This window comes from Sphingomonas sp. MMS12-HWE2-04, assembly GCF_044881185.1.
Taxonomy (GTDB): Bacteria; Pseudomonadota; Alphaproteobacteria; order Sphingomonadales; family Sphingomonadaceae; genus Sphingomonas.
This window is the reverse complement of the sequence record NZ_CP173254.1, coordinates 3,622,617-3,637,221: the sequence shown is the minus strand read 5'-3', so window position 1 is coordinate 3,637,221 and position 14,605 is coordinate 3,622,617. Positions and strand designations below refer to the sequence as shown.

Genomic DNA, 14,605 nt, shown 5'->3' with positions numbered 1-14,605 from the left:
GCCATTAACGGTGGCGTGCCTATCTTGGACGCTGAAAGGTGACGAGCGCACATGAACGAGAACGACAAGCAGGGTCCGGAAAATGGGGGCAACCCCTGGATGAAGAGCCTGCTGATCTGGGTGGGCATCCTTGCGGCGCTCGCGCTGTTCGTCACCATGTTCGATCGCCCGAGCGGCCAGAGCGCCGGCGACTCGATCGCCTATTCGACCTTCCTCGACAAGGTGCAGACCGGCGAAGTGAAGTCGGTGAGCATCGCGTCGAGCTCGGGCAATACCTCGGTGATCACCGGCACGCTGTCGAGCGACAGCAAGTTCCGCACCAACGCGCCCTATGATCCCCAGCTCATCTCGACGCTGCGCGACAAGAACGTCACGATCAATGCCCGTCCCGAGGAACAGCCCTCGGTATGGTTCTACATCCTCTATCAGTCGCTGCCCTTCCTGCTCTTCCTCGGCATCGCCTTCTTCGTGCTGCGCCAGATGCAGAAGAATTCGGGCTCGGGCGCGATGGGCTTCGGCAAGAGCCGCGCCAAGCTTCTCACCCAGCGTGAGGGCAAGGTGACCTTCGACGACGTCGCCGGCATCGACGAGGCTCGCGAGGAGCTGCAGGAGATCGTCGAGTTCCTCAAGGACCCGACCAAGTTCGCGCGCCTCGGCGGTAAGATCCCCAAGGGCGCGCTGCTCGTCGGCGCCCCCGGCACCGGCAAGACGCTGCTCGCGCGCGCCATCGCCGGTGAGGCGGGCGTCCCCTTCTTCTCGATCTCCGGCTCCGACTTCGTCGAGATGTTCGTCGGCGTCGGCGCCAGCCGCGTCCGCGACATGTTCGAACAGGCCAAGAAGTCGGCGCCGTGCATCGTCTTCATCGACGAGATCGATGCCGTCGGCCGCGCCCGTGGTGCCGGTCTCGGCAACCAGAATGACGAGCGCGAGCAGACGCTCAACCAGCTACTCGTCGAGATGGACGGTTTCGACGCCAATGAAGGCATCATCATCGTCGCAGCGACCAATCGCCCCGACGTGCTTGATCCCGCCTTGCTGCGTCCGGGCCGTTTCGATCGCCAGGTCCAGGTGCCTCGCCCCGACATCGAAGGCCGGGTCAAGATCCTCCAGGTCCATATGAAGAAGGTGCCGTTGGCGCCGGACGTCGATTCGCGCGTCATCGCGCGCGGGACGCCGGGCTTCTCGGGTGCCGATCTCGCCAACCTGGTCAACGAGGCCGCGCTGCTCGCCGCCCGTCGCGGCAAGCGGCTGGTCGCCGCGCAGGAATTCGACGACGCGCGCGACAAGGTGCTGATGGGCGCCGAGCGCCGCTCGATGGTGATGACCGATGACGAGAAGCGGATGACCGCCTATCACGAAGCCGGCCACGCTTTGGTCTTCGCGCACGAGCCGACGGCCGATCCGATCCACAAGGCAACGATCATCCCTCGCGGCTTTGCGCTGGGCATGGTCCAGCCGTTGCCGGAACGCGACAGCTATTCCTATCATCGCGACAAGATGCATGCCGATATCGCCGTGGCGTTCGGCGGCCGTGTCGCCGAGGAACTGATCTTCGGCTATGACAAGGTGAGCTCGGGCGCGTCGAGCGACATCCAGCAGGCGACCAAGCTCGCGCGGTCGATGGTCACCAAATGGGGCCTTTCGGACGCCGTCGGCCCGCTCGATTTCAGCGACACTCAGGATAGCTTCACCGGCTATTCGATGCAGCAGTCCAAGCCGATGTCGGACGAGACCGCGCGGCTGATCGACAGCGAAGTGAAGCGCTTTGTCGAGCAGGGCCTCGCGCGTGCACGCCAGCTGCTCACCGACCATGTCGACCAGCTGCACACGATCGCGCTGGCGCTGCTCGAATTCGAGACGCTCACCGGCGAGGAGATCAAGCGGTTGATCGCGGGCGACGATATCGGCCGCCAGGATCCGGGCACGAGCGCCAAGCCGGCGGTTGCCGCAGGCACCTCGATCCCCAAGATCCGCAAGCCCAAGGGTCCGTTTGGCCAGCCGACGCCCCAGGGCGCCTGAACCCAGGATCCCAGCGCAAACGAAAAAGGCCTCGCCGAGCGTTCGGCGAGGCCTTTTGTTGCCGGGATCGGAGCGTTACGCCGCTCTCAGCCGGTCATCCCCAGCGCCACCAGGATCAGCACGAACAGCGTCAGGATCCAGCTGATGAAGAAGGTGAGTATCAAGGCGCGCACGATCGCCGAGAACCAGCCGAGCCGATAGGCCTGTTGCAGCTGGCGCGTGACGTGGAGGAACGGGAGCAGTAGCGCGGCGAATCCCAGCCATGCGCCGCCCAGCCCGATCGCGGCGACCACCGTCACCACGATGTAGAAGAGCGACATGAACGCGATCGAGTAGATGATGAAGACCGTGTGGTCGTAAAGCTTGTATTGCCGCTTCCAGAAGAACAGCACCCACAGGAACGGTAGCGAGAGCGGGATCAGCAGCCAGGAGAATTTGTAGCTCGCCGATTGCAGCTTGTAGAGCATCAGTGCCGGGTTTTTCTGCCACTTCTCGATGCCATGATCGAGTACGGGCCAGCCGGTATGCGCGGCGGTCGTCGTCACGTCGAGCTTGCCGCTGCTCAACGATTTGGCCGCCTTGTCCAGCCCGGCGATAGTCTCCTGCGCATCGGCGAGCCGTTCGCGATATTTGGCGCGTTGCGCGTCGGTTTTCGCCTCGGCGATCCGTTTCTGCGCCGTCTCCACGTCCTCCTGTGCTTCCTTCCGAGCGAAATCGATCGCGGCGACGGGCTTCACCGTGCCGCTGTCCAGATCGGTCGGTGCCGAGATTCCGGCCCAGGAGAACACGGCGAACATCGCGAAGATCGAGAAGAGGAAGATCGCCATCGGCGACACGAAACGTGCGCGCTCGCCCGCGACATAGCGGCGCGTGAGGTCGCCCGGTCGCCAGGCCAGCAACGGCAAGGTGCGCCAGAACTTGCCTTCGAAATGGAAGACGCCGTGGAGGATGTCGTGCCCGATCGCATGGATCGAGCGGTGGACATGCCCCGCCTGGCCGCAATTATGGCAATGCGATCCGACCAACGCGGTGCCGCAATTGAGGCAGAGGCAATGCGCTCCGCCATGCCCTTCACCTGCATTCGGCTCGACCGCACGGCCGAGAAATGCCCCCGTCGCCAGTTCCCCGGCTGCTTCGATTCCCCCCGACATGGCGCCTTGGCTACCAGCTTCATGCTGCACGTGCTAGCGCGTGGAACTATGACCGACGCTCTTTCCCTGATCGCCGACATGGCGGCCCGCGCTCGTATTGCAGCGACGAAGCTCGCGGCGATGCCGACCCCGGCCAAAGCCGCTGCGTTACGTACCGCCGCCGCCGCGATTCGGGCGGATGCGGACGCGATTCAGGCCGCCAATGCCGAGGATATGGCCGCTGCCGAAGCGCATGGCCTGTCGGGCGCGCTGCTCGATCGGCTCAAGCTCGACGCCAAGCGAATCGAGGCGATGGCCGCCGGTGTCGAGGCCGTGTCCGGACTCCCCGATCCGGTCGGCGACGTGATCGACCGCGTCGAGCGGCCCAACGGCCTGGTCCTTACTCGCCGCCGGGTGCCTATCGGGGTGATCGGAATCATCTATGAGAGCCGTCCCAACGTCACCGCCGATGCCGGTGTGCTGTGCGCGATGTCGGGCAATGCCGCGATCCTTCGCGGCGGTTCGGAGGCGATCCGCAGCAATCGCGCGATCCACGCCGCGCTCGCCCGCGGGCTGGCGGCGGGTGGTATGCCCGAGGACGCCGTACAGCTCGTGCCGGTTACCGATCGTGCCGCGGTGGGTGCGATGCTCACCGCCGAGGGAGCGATCGACATGGTGGTGCCGCGCGGCGGCAAGGGCTTGGTCGCCCGCGTCCAGGCCGAGGCGCGCGTCCCCGTGCTCGCCCATCTCGACGGGCTCAACCACACCTATATCGATCGCGCCGCCGATCCGGCGATGGCGCGCGATCTCGCGCTCAACGCCAAGATGCGCCGCACCGGCATCTGCGGCGCGACCGAGACGTTGCTCATCGATGAAGGGTTCGTCGATCCCGCGCCGATCCTGGCCGCGCTGGCCGATGCCGGCTGCGAACTCCGCGGCGACGACACGGTCCGCGCGCTCGAACCGCGGGCAGCCGCCGCCGATGCCGCCGACTGGGACACCGAATATCTCGACGCAATTCTCTCGGTGAAGCTGGTCGACGGCGTCGAGGCCGCGATGGCGCACATCGCCGCGCATGGCTCGCACCATACCGACGCGATCATCACCGAAGATGCGCAGACTGCCGAGCGCTTCCTCAACACCGTCGACAGCGCGATCGTGATGTGGAACGCCTCCACCCAGTTCGCCGACGGCGGCGAATTCGGCCTCGGCGCCGAGATCGGCATCTCCACCGGCCGCCTCCACGCCCGTGGCCCGGTCGCGCTCGAAGGGCTGACGACATATAAATGGGTGGTGCGCGGCACGGGCCAAGCCCGGCCTTGAAGGGCTGCGCCTGCCATGAAACGCATCGGTATCCTCGGGGGCTCGTTCAATCCCGCGCATCGCGGGCATCGCCAAATCTCGCTCCACGCCCTTCGCGCGCTCGGGCTCGATGAGGTCTGGTGGCTGGTCTCGCCCGGAAATCCACTCAAGCCGGAGGAGGGCATGGCGCCGCTCGCCGCGCGGCTCGCCTCGGCACGGAAAATCGCGCGCCACACGCCGATCCGACCGACCGCGATCGAAGCAAGGCTCGGCACCCGCTACACCGCCGACACTCTCGACAAACTCGTCCGCCGCTATCCCAAGACCCGCTTCGTCTGGCTGATGGGCGACGACAATCTCGCCCAGTTCCACCGCTGGCGCGACTGGCGCGGAATTGCCCGGCAGGTTCCGATTGCGGTAATCTCCCGTCCGGGCTATACGCGGAGGGCTCACGCAAGTTCTGCGATGAGTTGGCTGCGGCGCGCTGTGCGGCCCGCAGGCCAGGCGAAGAATTGGACCCGTTGGAGATTGCCGGCCCTCGTGCTGCTGCGCTTTCGCCCCGATCCGACTTCGGCGACGAGCCTTAGGGCCGCCGATCCTGCCTGGCACCGGCAATATTCGAACGCGCGCGCGATTGCCCAGTCGCCGCCGTCCGCGCCGTCTCCATTGCGCCGCACAGACCCGTCGAACCCCTAGGAGTTATCTTGGCCACATCCCCTCAAGTGCAGCGCGAACCCGGTGCCGAGAGCGTCGAGGCGCTCCACGCGCTCGTGCTCACTTCGCTCGACGACGATCAGGCCGTCGAAACCGTGTCGATCCCGCTCGCTGGCAAGAGCAGCATCGCCGACTATATGGTCGTCGCCTCGGGCCGCTCGACGCGCCAGGTCGCCTCGATGGCGACCAAGCTTGCCGAGAAGATCAAGGCCGAGTTCGGCCGGTCGCCGCGGATAGAGGGGCTTCCCAGTGCCGATTGGGTGCTGATCGATGCCGGCAACGTGATCATCCATCTGTTTCGCCCCGAAGTTCGCAGCTTCTACAATCTCGAGCGGATGTGGTCGTTCGGGGAAGCGCCGGTTGCCGGCCAGGCTTGAGCCGACACGCGCCGGCAGATGCTGCTCCATATCGTTGCGCGGGGCCGTATCGGACGCGGGCCCGAGGCTGAACTGGTCGAGCGCTATTTGAAGCGCGTCGCCTGGCCGACGCGGATCACCGAACTCCCCGATGCCGGCGGCAAGATCCCCGAGCTGCAGGGCGCAACCAAGATCGTCATGCTCGACGAGACCGGGGAGAACCTGCCCTCGCGGGTGCTTGCCCAGCGGCTCGGTGCGTGGCGGGACAACGGCGTGCGCGAAACCCGCTTCCTGATCGGCGCAGCGGATGGCTTCGACGATGTCCAGCGCGCCGGTTCGGACCTGCTCATCTCGTTCGGCCGCGCCACATGGCCGCATCTGATGGCGCGCGCGATGCTCGCCGAGCAACTGTGGCGGGCAACGTCGATCCTTGCCAATCACCCCTATCACCGCGAAGGCTGAGCCCATGGGCCCGGCGCGCACCACAATCCTGATTGCGGCGCTTGGCGCGATGCTCGCCGCCGGCTCGCTTGCGCGTGCACAATTGCCAAGCTTCGCCGAGCAGCAGGCGCGTCTCAAGGCGGCGAATGCCGCGTCGGATGCGGCGCAGGCGCGGTCGCGCGCGCTCGAGGCCGCCGCCGCGGGCGAGCGCGATCGTGCCGCCCAGGCGCGTGGCGAGGAGGCGGCTGCGGCCGAGCGGATCAAGGCCGCTGAAGCCGATATCGCCGCGGCGCATGCCCGCATCGCGATCGTCGATCGCCTGCTCGCCGCCCAGCGGCTCCAGGTCGCCGAGCGTCAGGGGCCGATCCTGCGCCTGATCGCCGCGCTCCAGTCGATGGCGCGCCGCCCGGCCATGCTTGGGCTGGTCCAGCCTGGCTCGACCGAAGACATGGTCCATGTTCGTGCCGTGCTCGGCACCACCTTGCCGGTGGTCGAGGCCCGCACCGCGAGCGTACGCGCCGAGCTCGCGCGCGTGCAGCGCCTGCGGCTGACCGCCGGCACGGCTGCCAAATCGCTCGAAGAGGGGCGTGCCCGGCTCGAGAGCGAACGCATCGCCCTGGTCAAGCTCGAGGCCGGACATCGCCTGCGTTCGGCGGCGCTCGGGCGTAGCGCGCTGGTCGAATCCGATCGTGCGCTCGCGCTGGGCGAGCAGAGCCGCGATCTGGTCGATCAGCTCGAGACGAGCGGCGCCGCCGCGGAAGTGCGCGGCGCGTTGCTCGCGCTGCCCGGGCCTCTCCCGCGTCCAGCCGCCGGCAACGCGGTCCCGGCTGCTCCCGGCGCTGCGCCCTATCGGCTTCCCGTCGCCGGGCAGATTGTCACCGGGCTGGGCGAGCTTTCGCCCACCGGCGTGCGGGCACGCGGCCTTACGATCGCCTGCGCCGCCAACGCCGCGGTGGTTGCCCCGGCGGCCGGCCGTATCGTCTATGCCGGGCCGTTTCGCGGCTATGGCGGCGTGGTGATCGTCGATCATGGCAAGGGCTGGACGTCGCTGATCGCGGGCCTGGGCGGGCTGGCGGTGCGGGTTGGCACGCAGGTCGGGCAGGGAAGCAGTCTCGGCCGCGCCGCTGACCGCGATGCGCCGCGGGTCACCATCGAGCTGCGACGCAAGGGGCAGCCGATGGACCTCACCCAACTACTTGGCTGAATCGCCGTGCAATTGCCGCGATCCACGCCTACATTCTTGCCAAGCGTTTCTGGTTGCCCACGCGTTTTCTGGTTGAAAGTCGTCCCGATGCTGCGTTCGTTCCTGCAAGTCACCGCCGCCGTCAGCGCGCTCGCGCTCGTGCCGATCGCCTCTGGCGCGATGGCGGGCGTCGACACCAACAGCTATCGCGAACTCGACACCTTCATGGAAGTCTACAACCAGGTGAAGGCCAATTATGTCGACAAGGTCGACGACAAGACGCTGGTGAAGGGCGCGATCGACGGCATGCTCGCAGCGCTCGATCCGCATTCCAGCTATGCCGACGGCCTCGAATTCGACAATCTCAAAATCCAGACCGACGGCAATTATGGCGGCCTCGGCCTTACCGTGACGCAGGAAGACGGCGCGGTGAAGGTCATCGCGCCGACCGAGGACACGCCGGCTGCCCGCGCGGGCATCAAGTCGGGCGATTTCATTACCCATCTCGACGGCAAGTTCATCGTCGGCGGCAGCCTCGACGAGGCGATCGAGCAGATGCGCGGCGCGCCGGGCACCAAGATCAACCTCACCGTCGTGCGCCCGGGCGCCGACAAGCCGCTCCAATTCACCCTGACGCGCGAGATCATCGTGCAGAAGCCGGTGAAGTGGGAAGTCAAGAACGGCGTCGGCATCATCAACATCAACACCTTCACTGCGCAGACCGGCGAAGACACGATCAAGGCGATCCAGGCGATCGACAAGCAGCTCGGGCACAAGCCGCTCGGCTATGTCGTCGATCTGCGCGAGAATGGCGGCGGCCTGCTCAGCGAGGCGATCGCGGTGTCCGACGTCTTCCTCGGGCACGGCGAGATCGTCTCGCAGCGCGGCCGCGAGAAGACCGATATCGAGCGCTATTATGCCGAATCGATGGTCCCGGGCGATCTCGCCCGCGGCCTGCCGGTGGTCGTGCTCGTCGACGCCGGCACCGCTTCGGCGTCGGAGATCGTTGCGGGCGCGCTCCAGGATCATCATCGCGGCCTCGTCCTAGGCACCCGCAGCTTCGGCAAGGGCTCGGTCCAGACGATCCTGCCGATGGGCCAGCGCGCCGCGCTGCGGCTCACCACCGCGCGCTATTTCACGCCTTCGGGCCGCTCGGTCCAGGAAGGCGGTATCAAGCCCGATCTGCTCGTGCCCCAGCTTTCCGACGTCGACTACAAAAGCCGCACGGTGCTGCGCGAAGCCGATCTGCGCCGCCACCTGATCAACCAGGACAAGGTCGATGATGCTGTGCTCGAAGAGGATGCGCGCGCCGATCCGCGCTTCTCGCTCACTGCCGAGCAGCTCAAGAAGCAGGGCGTCGACGACTTCCAGCTCGATTATGCGGTGCGCACCATATCACGGCTCGGGCCCAAGGCCCCGCAAGTCGCCACCAAGGCGCGTTGATCGGGCATGGCACCGAACGGGTCCCGCACCGCGCGGCTGATCGCGCTCTTCCTCCCGCTCGCGCTGCTCGGCGGCGCGCTGGGTTCGCAGCATTTCGGCGGCCTCGTGCCGTGCGAGATGTGCCTGTGGCAGCGCTGGCCGCATTATGCCGCGGTGATCGTCGCGGCGCTGGCGTTCGTCGTGCCCGGGCGCGGGCCCAAGCTGCTCCTCGTGCTGATCGCCGGCGCGCTGATCGCCATGAGCGGTGCGATCGGCGTGTTCCATGCCGGCGTCGAATATCATTGGTGGAAAGGCATCACCCCGTGCACCACCGATCTCCATGGCGGCGACCCGATGGCGGTGCTCACCGAGGCGCTGCGCAAGCCGCTGGTGCGGTGTGACGCGGCGCAATGGTCGCTGTTCGGGATCAGCCTGGCCGGGTTCAACGCGATCCTTTCGCTCGCCGGAGCCGTGACGATCTTCGCGCTGGCAGGTCGGCAGGGTCGTCGATGAGCTGGAAGCCCGGCGACCGGCGCGAGCCGACCGATGCGATGATCCGCGTCGACCAGGCGGGCGAATATGGCGCGACGCGCATCTATGGCGGCCAGCTGGCGGTGATGGGCGATCGCACCCCGATGGCGCGTATGATCAACGGCATGGCCAATCAGGAAGAGCGCCACCGCGCGTTCTTCGATGGCATGATCGCGCGCCGCGGCGTTCGCCCGACCCTGCTCCAGCCCTTCTGGAACGTCGCGGGCTTCGCGCTCGGCGCCGCGACTGCGGCGATGGGGCCCGAAGCCGCGATGGCGTGCACCGCCGCGGTGGAGACCGAGATCGATCGCCACTATCAGCGCCAGCTCGAAGAATTGGGGACCAGCGACCCTGAACTCAGCGCCGCCGTAGCGCAGTTCCGCGACGAAGAACTCGAACATAAGGATACCGCGCTCGCGCACGGCGCCGAAAACACCCCCGGCTATCCGCTCTTGTCCGGGTTGATCCGGCTGGGCTGCCGTGCCGCGATTGCGCTGTCGAAACGGATATGACAGGCCGGGTTCAGCGTTGACCCGGCATTAGCCGCAGCCCTCAAAAGGAGAAGGCATCATGCTGAAGAGGACCCTGGCCATCGCAGCGCTCGCCGCATCGCCCCTGCTGATGCCCGCCGCCGCGCATGCCCAGAGCGGGCAGAACGGTGTGTTGGTAATCTTCGGCAACGACAAATGCCCGACCAATACAGACGGCGAAGAAATCGTTGTTTGTCAACGGCTTGACGAGGCGGAGCGGTTCCGCATCCCCAAGACCTTGCGCGATCAGGCGGGCCCGCCGCAATCGACCGAGAGCTGGGCGGTACGCTCGCAGGGTGCGCTCGAGGCGGGTCAGACCGGCACCGGCAGCTGCTCCACCGTCGGCGCCGGCGGCCAGACCGGCTGCTTCGTCCGCCAGGCGACTCAGGCCCGCGCCGAAAGCCGCGCCCGCCGCGAAGCGCTCAACGATCTACCGCTCCCCTGATTGTCCCGGTCGCGACAGCGTCAACCCGGTGTCACCTTTGACAATCCAACCGGGCGCGTCGCGCAGCACGCAATCGGCGATGAGCCACAGCATCGCGGCGGCGCGAAAGCCCGCCGCGATCGCTACATGGGCAAAGGTCGCCGTCGGCCAGCCATGCTCCATGCTGCCGAGCAGCCAGAACTCGGCGAAATAGGCGGCGATGTCGCCGGCCGCGAACAGCGCGACCGGCACCAGCCGCGGCGCCGTCAACAGCAGCAGCGGATACAGCCACAGATCGAACTGCGGCGAATAGACCTTGTTGGTCAGCAGGAACCAGGCAAGCACCGGGGTGAACAGGATCCATGGCCGATCGCCGTGCCGCCGCCACCCCAGCGCGACGATTGCCGCGGCTCCGGCGACGAAGAGTGTCGCGGCGTATCGATTTCGGTCGTCGTTCCCGATCAACAGCCAGCCCAGGTTCGACAGCGCGTCCCAGCTTGCCGCCGCGGTGCCTGACCGCTCCTGCGAGAAGCGATAGAATTCGCTCCAATTGTCCGGTGCGAGCAGCGCGACCGGCAGGTTGACCAGCAGCCACGCCCCGATCGCCGCCGCGCTGACCAGCGTTGCGCGCACCAGCCGCTCGCGCCAGCGGCCCTTCGACAGGGCGGTCAGGCCGATTAGCGGTAGCGCCAGCACTGGAAACAGTTTGGCCGCCGTGCCTAGCGCCGCTGCGGTGGCGGCCTGGACCAGCCTATTCGCACGTGCGAGCAGCAGCGCCGCGACCGCGAGCGTTGCGGCCGCCATGTCCCAATTATGCCCCACATAGAGCACCAGTGGCGGCGCACATGCCCAGCCCCACAGCCGTCGCCGATCAACGCCGGCGACAAGCATCATTCGCAGGATCAGCGCAGCGAGCAGGGCGTTGGCCAGCGTCACCACGCCCAGGAAATGCCCGTCGCGCGCGTGCCTGCCGAACAGTAGCCGGGTGGCGGTGCCCTCGATCCAGATCGCGCGCCGGTCAGCACCGGATATTCCATCCGCGCCTGAAAATAGGGGATTTCCCCCTGCTTGACCCCGCGCCCGGTCCAGAAGGGCATCACGTCATTATAGCAACCGGTGCTATATTGCTCGGCATCGGTCCAGCCGCCGGGCACGCAATGCGCCTTGAAGGTCCAACCGGCGATGCACGTCAAAGTGAGGGCAATCCAAAGCACGGCGGTTCGCCATTCCACGTCGCGCGCCGAGCCTTGGTCCATTGCCGCTGCTTATCCGTTGGTGCCTCAGCCGTCCATCGCACTAGACAGCGCGATATCAAGAACATAGAAAGAACATATGGCCCAGCTCGATCTCCGCGCCAAGCTCGCTATTCTCGCCGATGCGGCAAAATATGACGCTTCGTGCGCCTCGTCGGGCACGACCAAGCGTAATTCGGCCGACGGCAAAGGCATCGGTTCCACCGAAGGGATGGGGATTTGCCATGCCTATGCCCCCGATGGGCGCTGCATCAGCCTGCTCAAGATCCTGCTGACCAACAGCTGCATCTTCGATTGCCACTATTGCATCAATCGCAAGAGCTCGAACGTGCGGCGCGCGCGCTTCACGCCCGAGGAAGTCGTCGATCTCACGCTGCGCTTCTACAAGCGCAATTATATCGAGGGGTTGTTCCTGTCCTCGGGCATCATCCGTTCGTCCAACTATACGATGGAGCAGATCGTCCGAGTCGCGCAGAGCCTGCGCGAGGACCATGATTTTCGGGGCTATATTCATCTCAAGACGATCCCCGACGCCGATCCCGAGCTTGTCCACCAGGCCGGGCTCTATGCCGATCGCGTGTCGATCAATGTCGAATTGCCCACCGTGGCGGGGCTGACGCGGCTGGCGCCGGAAAAGTCGGCAGGGCAAATCGAAGGTGCGATGCAGGACGTTCGCACGGCAATCGACGATCGCGAGGATGCCAAGCGCTACAGGTCGGCGCCCGGCTTCGCTCCGGCAGGTCAGTCGACTCAGATGATCGTCGGGGCCGATGCCGCCACCGATGGCGACATCATCACGCGTGCCGCCGGGCTCTACGATCGGTTCAAGCTGCGCCGCGTCTATTATTCCGCGTTCAGCCCGATTCCCGATGCCAGCGCAGTGCTCCCGCTCCAGCGGCCGCCACTGATGCGCGAACATCGGCTCTACCAGTCGGACTGGCTTATGCGCTTCTACGAATATCGCCCGAGCGAAGTTGCCGAGGCGGCCGACGCGGATACCGGCATGCTGCCGCTCGACATCGATCCCAAGCTCGCCTGGGCGCTCAAGTTTCGCGATCGGTTTCCGGTCGACGTCAACCGCGCCTCGCGAGAGATGCTGTTGCGGGTTCCGGGTCTTGGCGTGAAAGCGGTCGATGCGATCCTGGCGACGCGGCGCTGGCGGCGGCTGCGGCTCGCCGATGTCGCGCGGCTTACCGTGTCGATCGTCAAGGTGCGCCCTTTCCTGATCGCCGAGGATTGGCGGCCGGTCGCGCTCGCCGACAAGGTGGATCTGCGCTCGCTGGTGGCGCCGAAGCGAGAGCAGCTCGAACTATTCGCCGCTTGAGAATCGCTCGCGACAGCAACTGCGCCGCTCGCGCGCCGTTGGGCATCGCGAAGGAGATTTCGATGTCCAATCCGCGCATTTTCGATGATCTGATCGCCGACCATGACCGCCAGCGTGCGCTGCTCCAGCGCGTCGGCGACAATCCGGGGGCCGACCAGGCGCGTCGCGACGCGTTCGATACCCTGCGGCTCGAGCTCCAGGCGCATGCCGCCGCCGAAGAGGAATCGCTTTATGCGACGATGCTGGCCGATCCCGAACTGCGCGAAGATGCGCGGCATTCGGTATCCGAGCACAAGGAAGTCGACGATTTCCTGGGTGAGCTGATGGAGCTCGAATTCGGATCGTCCGATTGGGACGCCAAGTTTGACGAGATGCGCCACCGCTACGAGCATCATATCGAAGAGGAAGAGGAAGAGATGTTTCCCACCGCGGAGAAGCATCTGTCGGCCGCCACCGAGGAACGGATCGCGCGCACCTTCGAAGAGCGCAAACCTGCCGAACTCGAGCGCGCCGAAGCCCATCCGCCTGGGGACGAACGCGAATAGGTGCGTGTCGTATCGCTCGCCGACGAGGATGATTTCGAGGGGTGGCGCGATGCTGCGCGCGCGCTGATCCAGGCGCGCGTGCCGGCGGCCGATGTGGTGTGGCAGGTCGGCGATGCGCCCGTCGACTTGTTCGGCGACGAGGCCGTGCTCGACGCCGTTGCGGCGCCGCCATTCCGGGTGCCACGCGCGTTTCTCGATTTGGCGCAGACCGCGATCCTCCACGCGGATCCGCTTCGCTTCGGCTTGTTGTATTCGCTGCTCACCGGCTTGGTCGATCAGCCGCGGCGGATCGAGGACCATGCCGATGTGCTGGTCCGTCGGCTCGAGGAGATGGCCAAGGCGGTTCGCCGCGACATCCATAAGATGCGCGCCTTTGTCCGCTTCCGCGAGATCGAGGAGCCCGAAGGCCCGCGCTATGTCGCCTGGTTCGAGCCTGAGCATCATATCGTCCGCGCGAACGCGCGCTTCTTCACCAATCGCTTTGCGGCGATGCGCTGGTCGATCCTCACGCCGGCGCTCTCGCTGCATTGGGACGGGCAGACGCTGTGCGAAGGCCCCCCGGCCCGCCGCGAAGAGGCGCCCGACGGCGATCCCACCGAAGAAGTGTGGAAGACCTATTACGCGTCGATCTTCAATCCGGCACGGTTGAAGATCGGCGCGATGCTCAAGGAGATGCCGCGCAAATATTGGAAGAACATGCCCGAGACCGCCTTGGTCAAGGATCTGGTCGCGGGCGCGCGTGCGCGCGAGACCGCGATGGTGGCGACGGCACGCGAATGGGTGGGGGCAACAGCGATGCCGCCTGGGCGGCGCTTCGCGACGAGGCGCGCGCCTGCACGCGGTGCCATCTGCACAAATATGCCACGCAAACCGTATTCGGCGAAGGCCCGGTCGATGCGCGGATGATGTTCGTCGGCGAGCAGCCCGGCGACCAGGAGGATTTGCGCGGCACGCCGTTCGTCGGCCCGGCGGGGCAGATGTTCGACAAGGCGATTGGCGAGGCCGGCATCGATCGTGCCGGGGTCTATGTCACCAATGCGGTCAAGCACTTCAAGTTCGAGCCGCGTGGCAAGCGCCGGATCCATTCCAAGCCTGATGCCGGCGACATTCGGCGTGCCGCTGGTGGTACGAACAGGAACGGTTGCTCGTGAAACCCGAAATCACCGTCGCGCTGGGCGCCACTGCGGCGCGGCAGATGCTCGGCAAGGCGGTGACGATCGGGGCCACCCGCGGTCGAGCGATCGATCTCGGCGAAGGCGGGGTTGGCTGGGTCACCATCCATCCCAGCTTCCTGTTGCGCCTGCCCGACGCGTCGAAGGCGGCAGAAGAATACGCTACGTTCGTCGAGGATTTGAAGGGCGCGGCGCGGGCGCTGGGATCACGCCAAGGCTAAAAATACAATTCGTTTCTGAAATGATCGCATACCTCGAG

At 66.3% G+C, this 14,605-nt stretch carries 15 protein-coding genes and 1 pseudogene; 13 read left to right on the top strand and 3 right to left on the bottom strand.

Translation table 11 applies throughout. The features are described 5' to 3' along the window. The first annotated feature begins 51 nt into the window (after nt 1-51). Nucleotides 52-2,019 (top strand): ATP-dependent zinc metalloprotease FtsH, encoded by a 1,968-nt coding sequence (gene ftsH / locus AB2M62_RS17100; protein WP_404335729.1) that lies wholly within the window; start codon nt 52-54, stop codon nt 2,017-2,019. Between the two features lie 86 nt (nt 2,020-2,105). Here ftsH and AB2M62_RS17095 read toward each other — a convergent pair whose 3' ends face one another. Beyond that, nucleotides 2,106-3,170: a DUF3667 domain-containing protein gene (locus tag AB2M62_RS17095; protein ID WP_404335727.1), complete on the bottom strand. Its 1,065-nt coding sequence runs from the start codon at nt 3,168-3,170 to the stop codon at nt 2,106-2,108. A 48-nt stretch (nt 3,171-3,218) separates the two neighbouring features. On the opposite strand from AB2M62_RS17095, the gene AB2M62_RS17090 reads away from it, so the two are divergent. The 9 genes from AB2M62_RS17090 to AB2M62_RS17050 all read left to right on the top strand — a co-directional run bounded on the left by AB2M62_RS17090 (nt 3,219) and on the right by AB2M62_RS17050 (nt 10,073). Next, the gene (locus tag AB2M62_RS17090) at nt 3,219-4,472 is read left to right on the top strand and encodes a glutamate-5-semialdehyde dehydrogenase (RefSeq protein WP_404335726.1); all 1,254 of its coding nucleotides are present in this window, start codon (nt 3,219-3,221) and stop codon (nt 4,470-4,472) included. Between the two features lie 15 nt (nt 4,473-4,487). After that, nucleotides 4,488-5,147 (top strand): nicotinate-nucleotide adenylyltransferase, encoded by a 660-nt coding sequence (locus AB2M62_RS17085; RefSeq protein WP_404335724.1) that lies wholly within the window; start codon nt 4,488-4,490, stop codon nt 5,145-5,147. A gap of 26 nt (nt 5,148-5,173) precedes the next feature. Then, on the top strand, nt 5,174-5,542 hold the full coding sequence (gene rsfS / locus AB2M62_RS17080; protein WP_404339999.1) for a ribosome silencing factor: 369 nt from the start codon (nt 5,174-5,176) through the stop codon (nt 5,540-5,542). A gap of 18 nt (nt 5,543-5,560) precedes the next feature. Then, nucleotides 5,561-5,983, top strand: a complete 423-nt coding sequence (locus AB2M62_RS17075; protein ID WP_404335722.1) for a 23S rRNA (pseudouridine(1915)-N(3))-methyltransferase RlmH — start codon at nt 5,561-5,563, stop codon at nt 5,981-5,983. 4 nt (nt 5,984-5,987) lie between these two features. Continuing rightward, nucleotides 5,988-7,166 (top strand): murein hydrolase activator EnvC family protein, encoded by a 1,179-nt coding sequence (locus tag AB2M62_RS17070; protein WP_404335720.1) that lies wholly within the window; start codon nt 5,988-5,990, stop codon nt 7,164-7,166. A gap of 87 nt (nt 7,167-7,253) precedes the next feature. Beyond that, nucleotides 7,254-8,588 carry a S41 family peptidase gene (locus AB2M62_RS17065; RefSeq protein ID WP_404335718.1) on the top strand — a complete coding sequence of 445 codons (1,335 nt, stop codon included), beginning with the start codon at nt 7,254-7,256 and terminating at the stop codon, nt 8,586-8,588. Nucleotides 8,589-8,594: 6 nt separating this feature from the next. Next, the gene (locus AB2M62_RS17060) at nt 8,595-9,080 is read left to right on the top strand and encodes a disulfide bond formation protein B (RefSeq protein ID WP_404335716.1); all 486 of its coding nucleotides are present in this window, start codon (nt 8,595-8,597) and stop codon (nt 9,078-9,080) included. Continuing rightward, entirely contained in the window at nt 9,077-9,610 is a 534-nt protein-coding gene (locus AB2M62_RS17055; protein ID WP_404335714.1) for a demethoxyubiquinone hydroxylase family protein, read from the top strand. Before AB2M62_RS17060 ends, AB2M62_RS17055 begins: the two co-directional genes overlap by 4 nt. 58 nt (nt 9,611-9,668) lie before the next feature. Continuing rightward, nucleotides 9,669-10,073 (top strand): hypothetical protein, encoded by a 405-nt coding sequence (locus AB2M62_RS17050; protein WP_404335713.1) that lies wholly within the window; start codon nt 9,669-9,671, stop codon nt 10,071-10,073. Here the strand turns inward: AB2M62_RS17050 and AB2M62_RS17045 are convergent. Together AB2M62_RS17045 and AB2M62_RS17040 are read right to left on the bottom strand one after the other, a co-directional pair. After that, nucleotides 10,059-10,988, bottom strand: a complete 930-nt coding sequence (locus AB2M62_RS17045) for a glycosyltransferase 87 family protein (RefSeq protein WP_404335711.1) — start codon at nt 10,986-10,988, stop codon at nt 10,059-10,061. The two genes, AB2M62_RS17050 and AB2M62_RS17045, sit on opposite strands and share 15 nt — an antisense overlap. After that, on the bottom strand, nt 10,985-11,266 hold the full coding sequence (locus tag AB2M62_RS17040) for a hypothetical protein (protein WP_404335709.1): 282 nt from the start codon (nt 11,264-11,266) through the stop codon (nt 10,985-10,987). Before AB2M62_RS17040 ends, AB2M62_RS17045 begins: the two co-directional genes overlap by 4 nt. A gap of 118 nt (nt 11,267-11,384) precedes the next feature. Between AB2M62_RS17040 and AB2M62_RS17035 the strand changes: the two genes are divergently transcribed. The 3 genes and pseudogenes from AB2M62_RS17035 (at nt 11,385) to AB2M62_RS17025 (ending at nt 14,567) form a co-directional block, all read left to right on the top strand. Next, nucleotides 11,385-12,629: a putative DNA modification/repair radical SAM protein gene (locus AB2M62_RS17035; RefSeq protein WP_404335707.1), complete on the top strand. Its 1,245-nt coding sequence runs from the start codon at nt 11,385-11,387 to the stop codon at nt 12,627-12,629. 62 nt (nt 12,630-12,691) lie between these two features. After that, complete coding sequence (locus tag AB2M62_RS17030; RefSeq protein ID WP_404335705.1) at nt 12,692-13,174, top strand: hemerythrin domain-containing protein; 483 nt, start codon at nt 12,692-12,694, stop codon at nt 13,172-13,174. Continuing rightward, a pseudogene (locus AB2M62_RS17025) lies at nt 13,175-14,567 on the top strand (UdgX family uracil-DNA binding protein). It begins immediately after the preceding gene. The last annotated feature ends 38 nt before the right edge of the window (nt 14,568-14,605 follow it).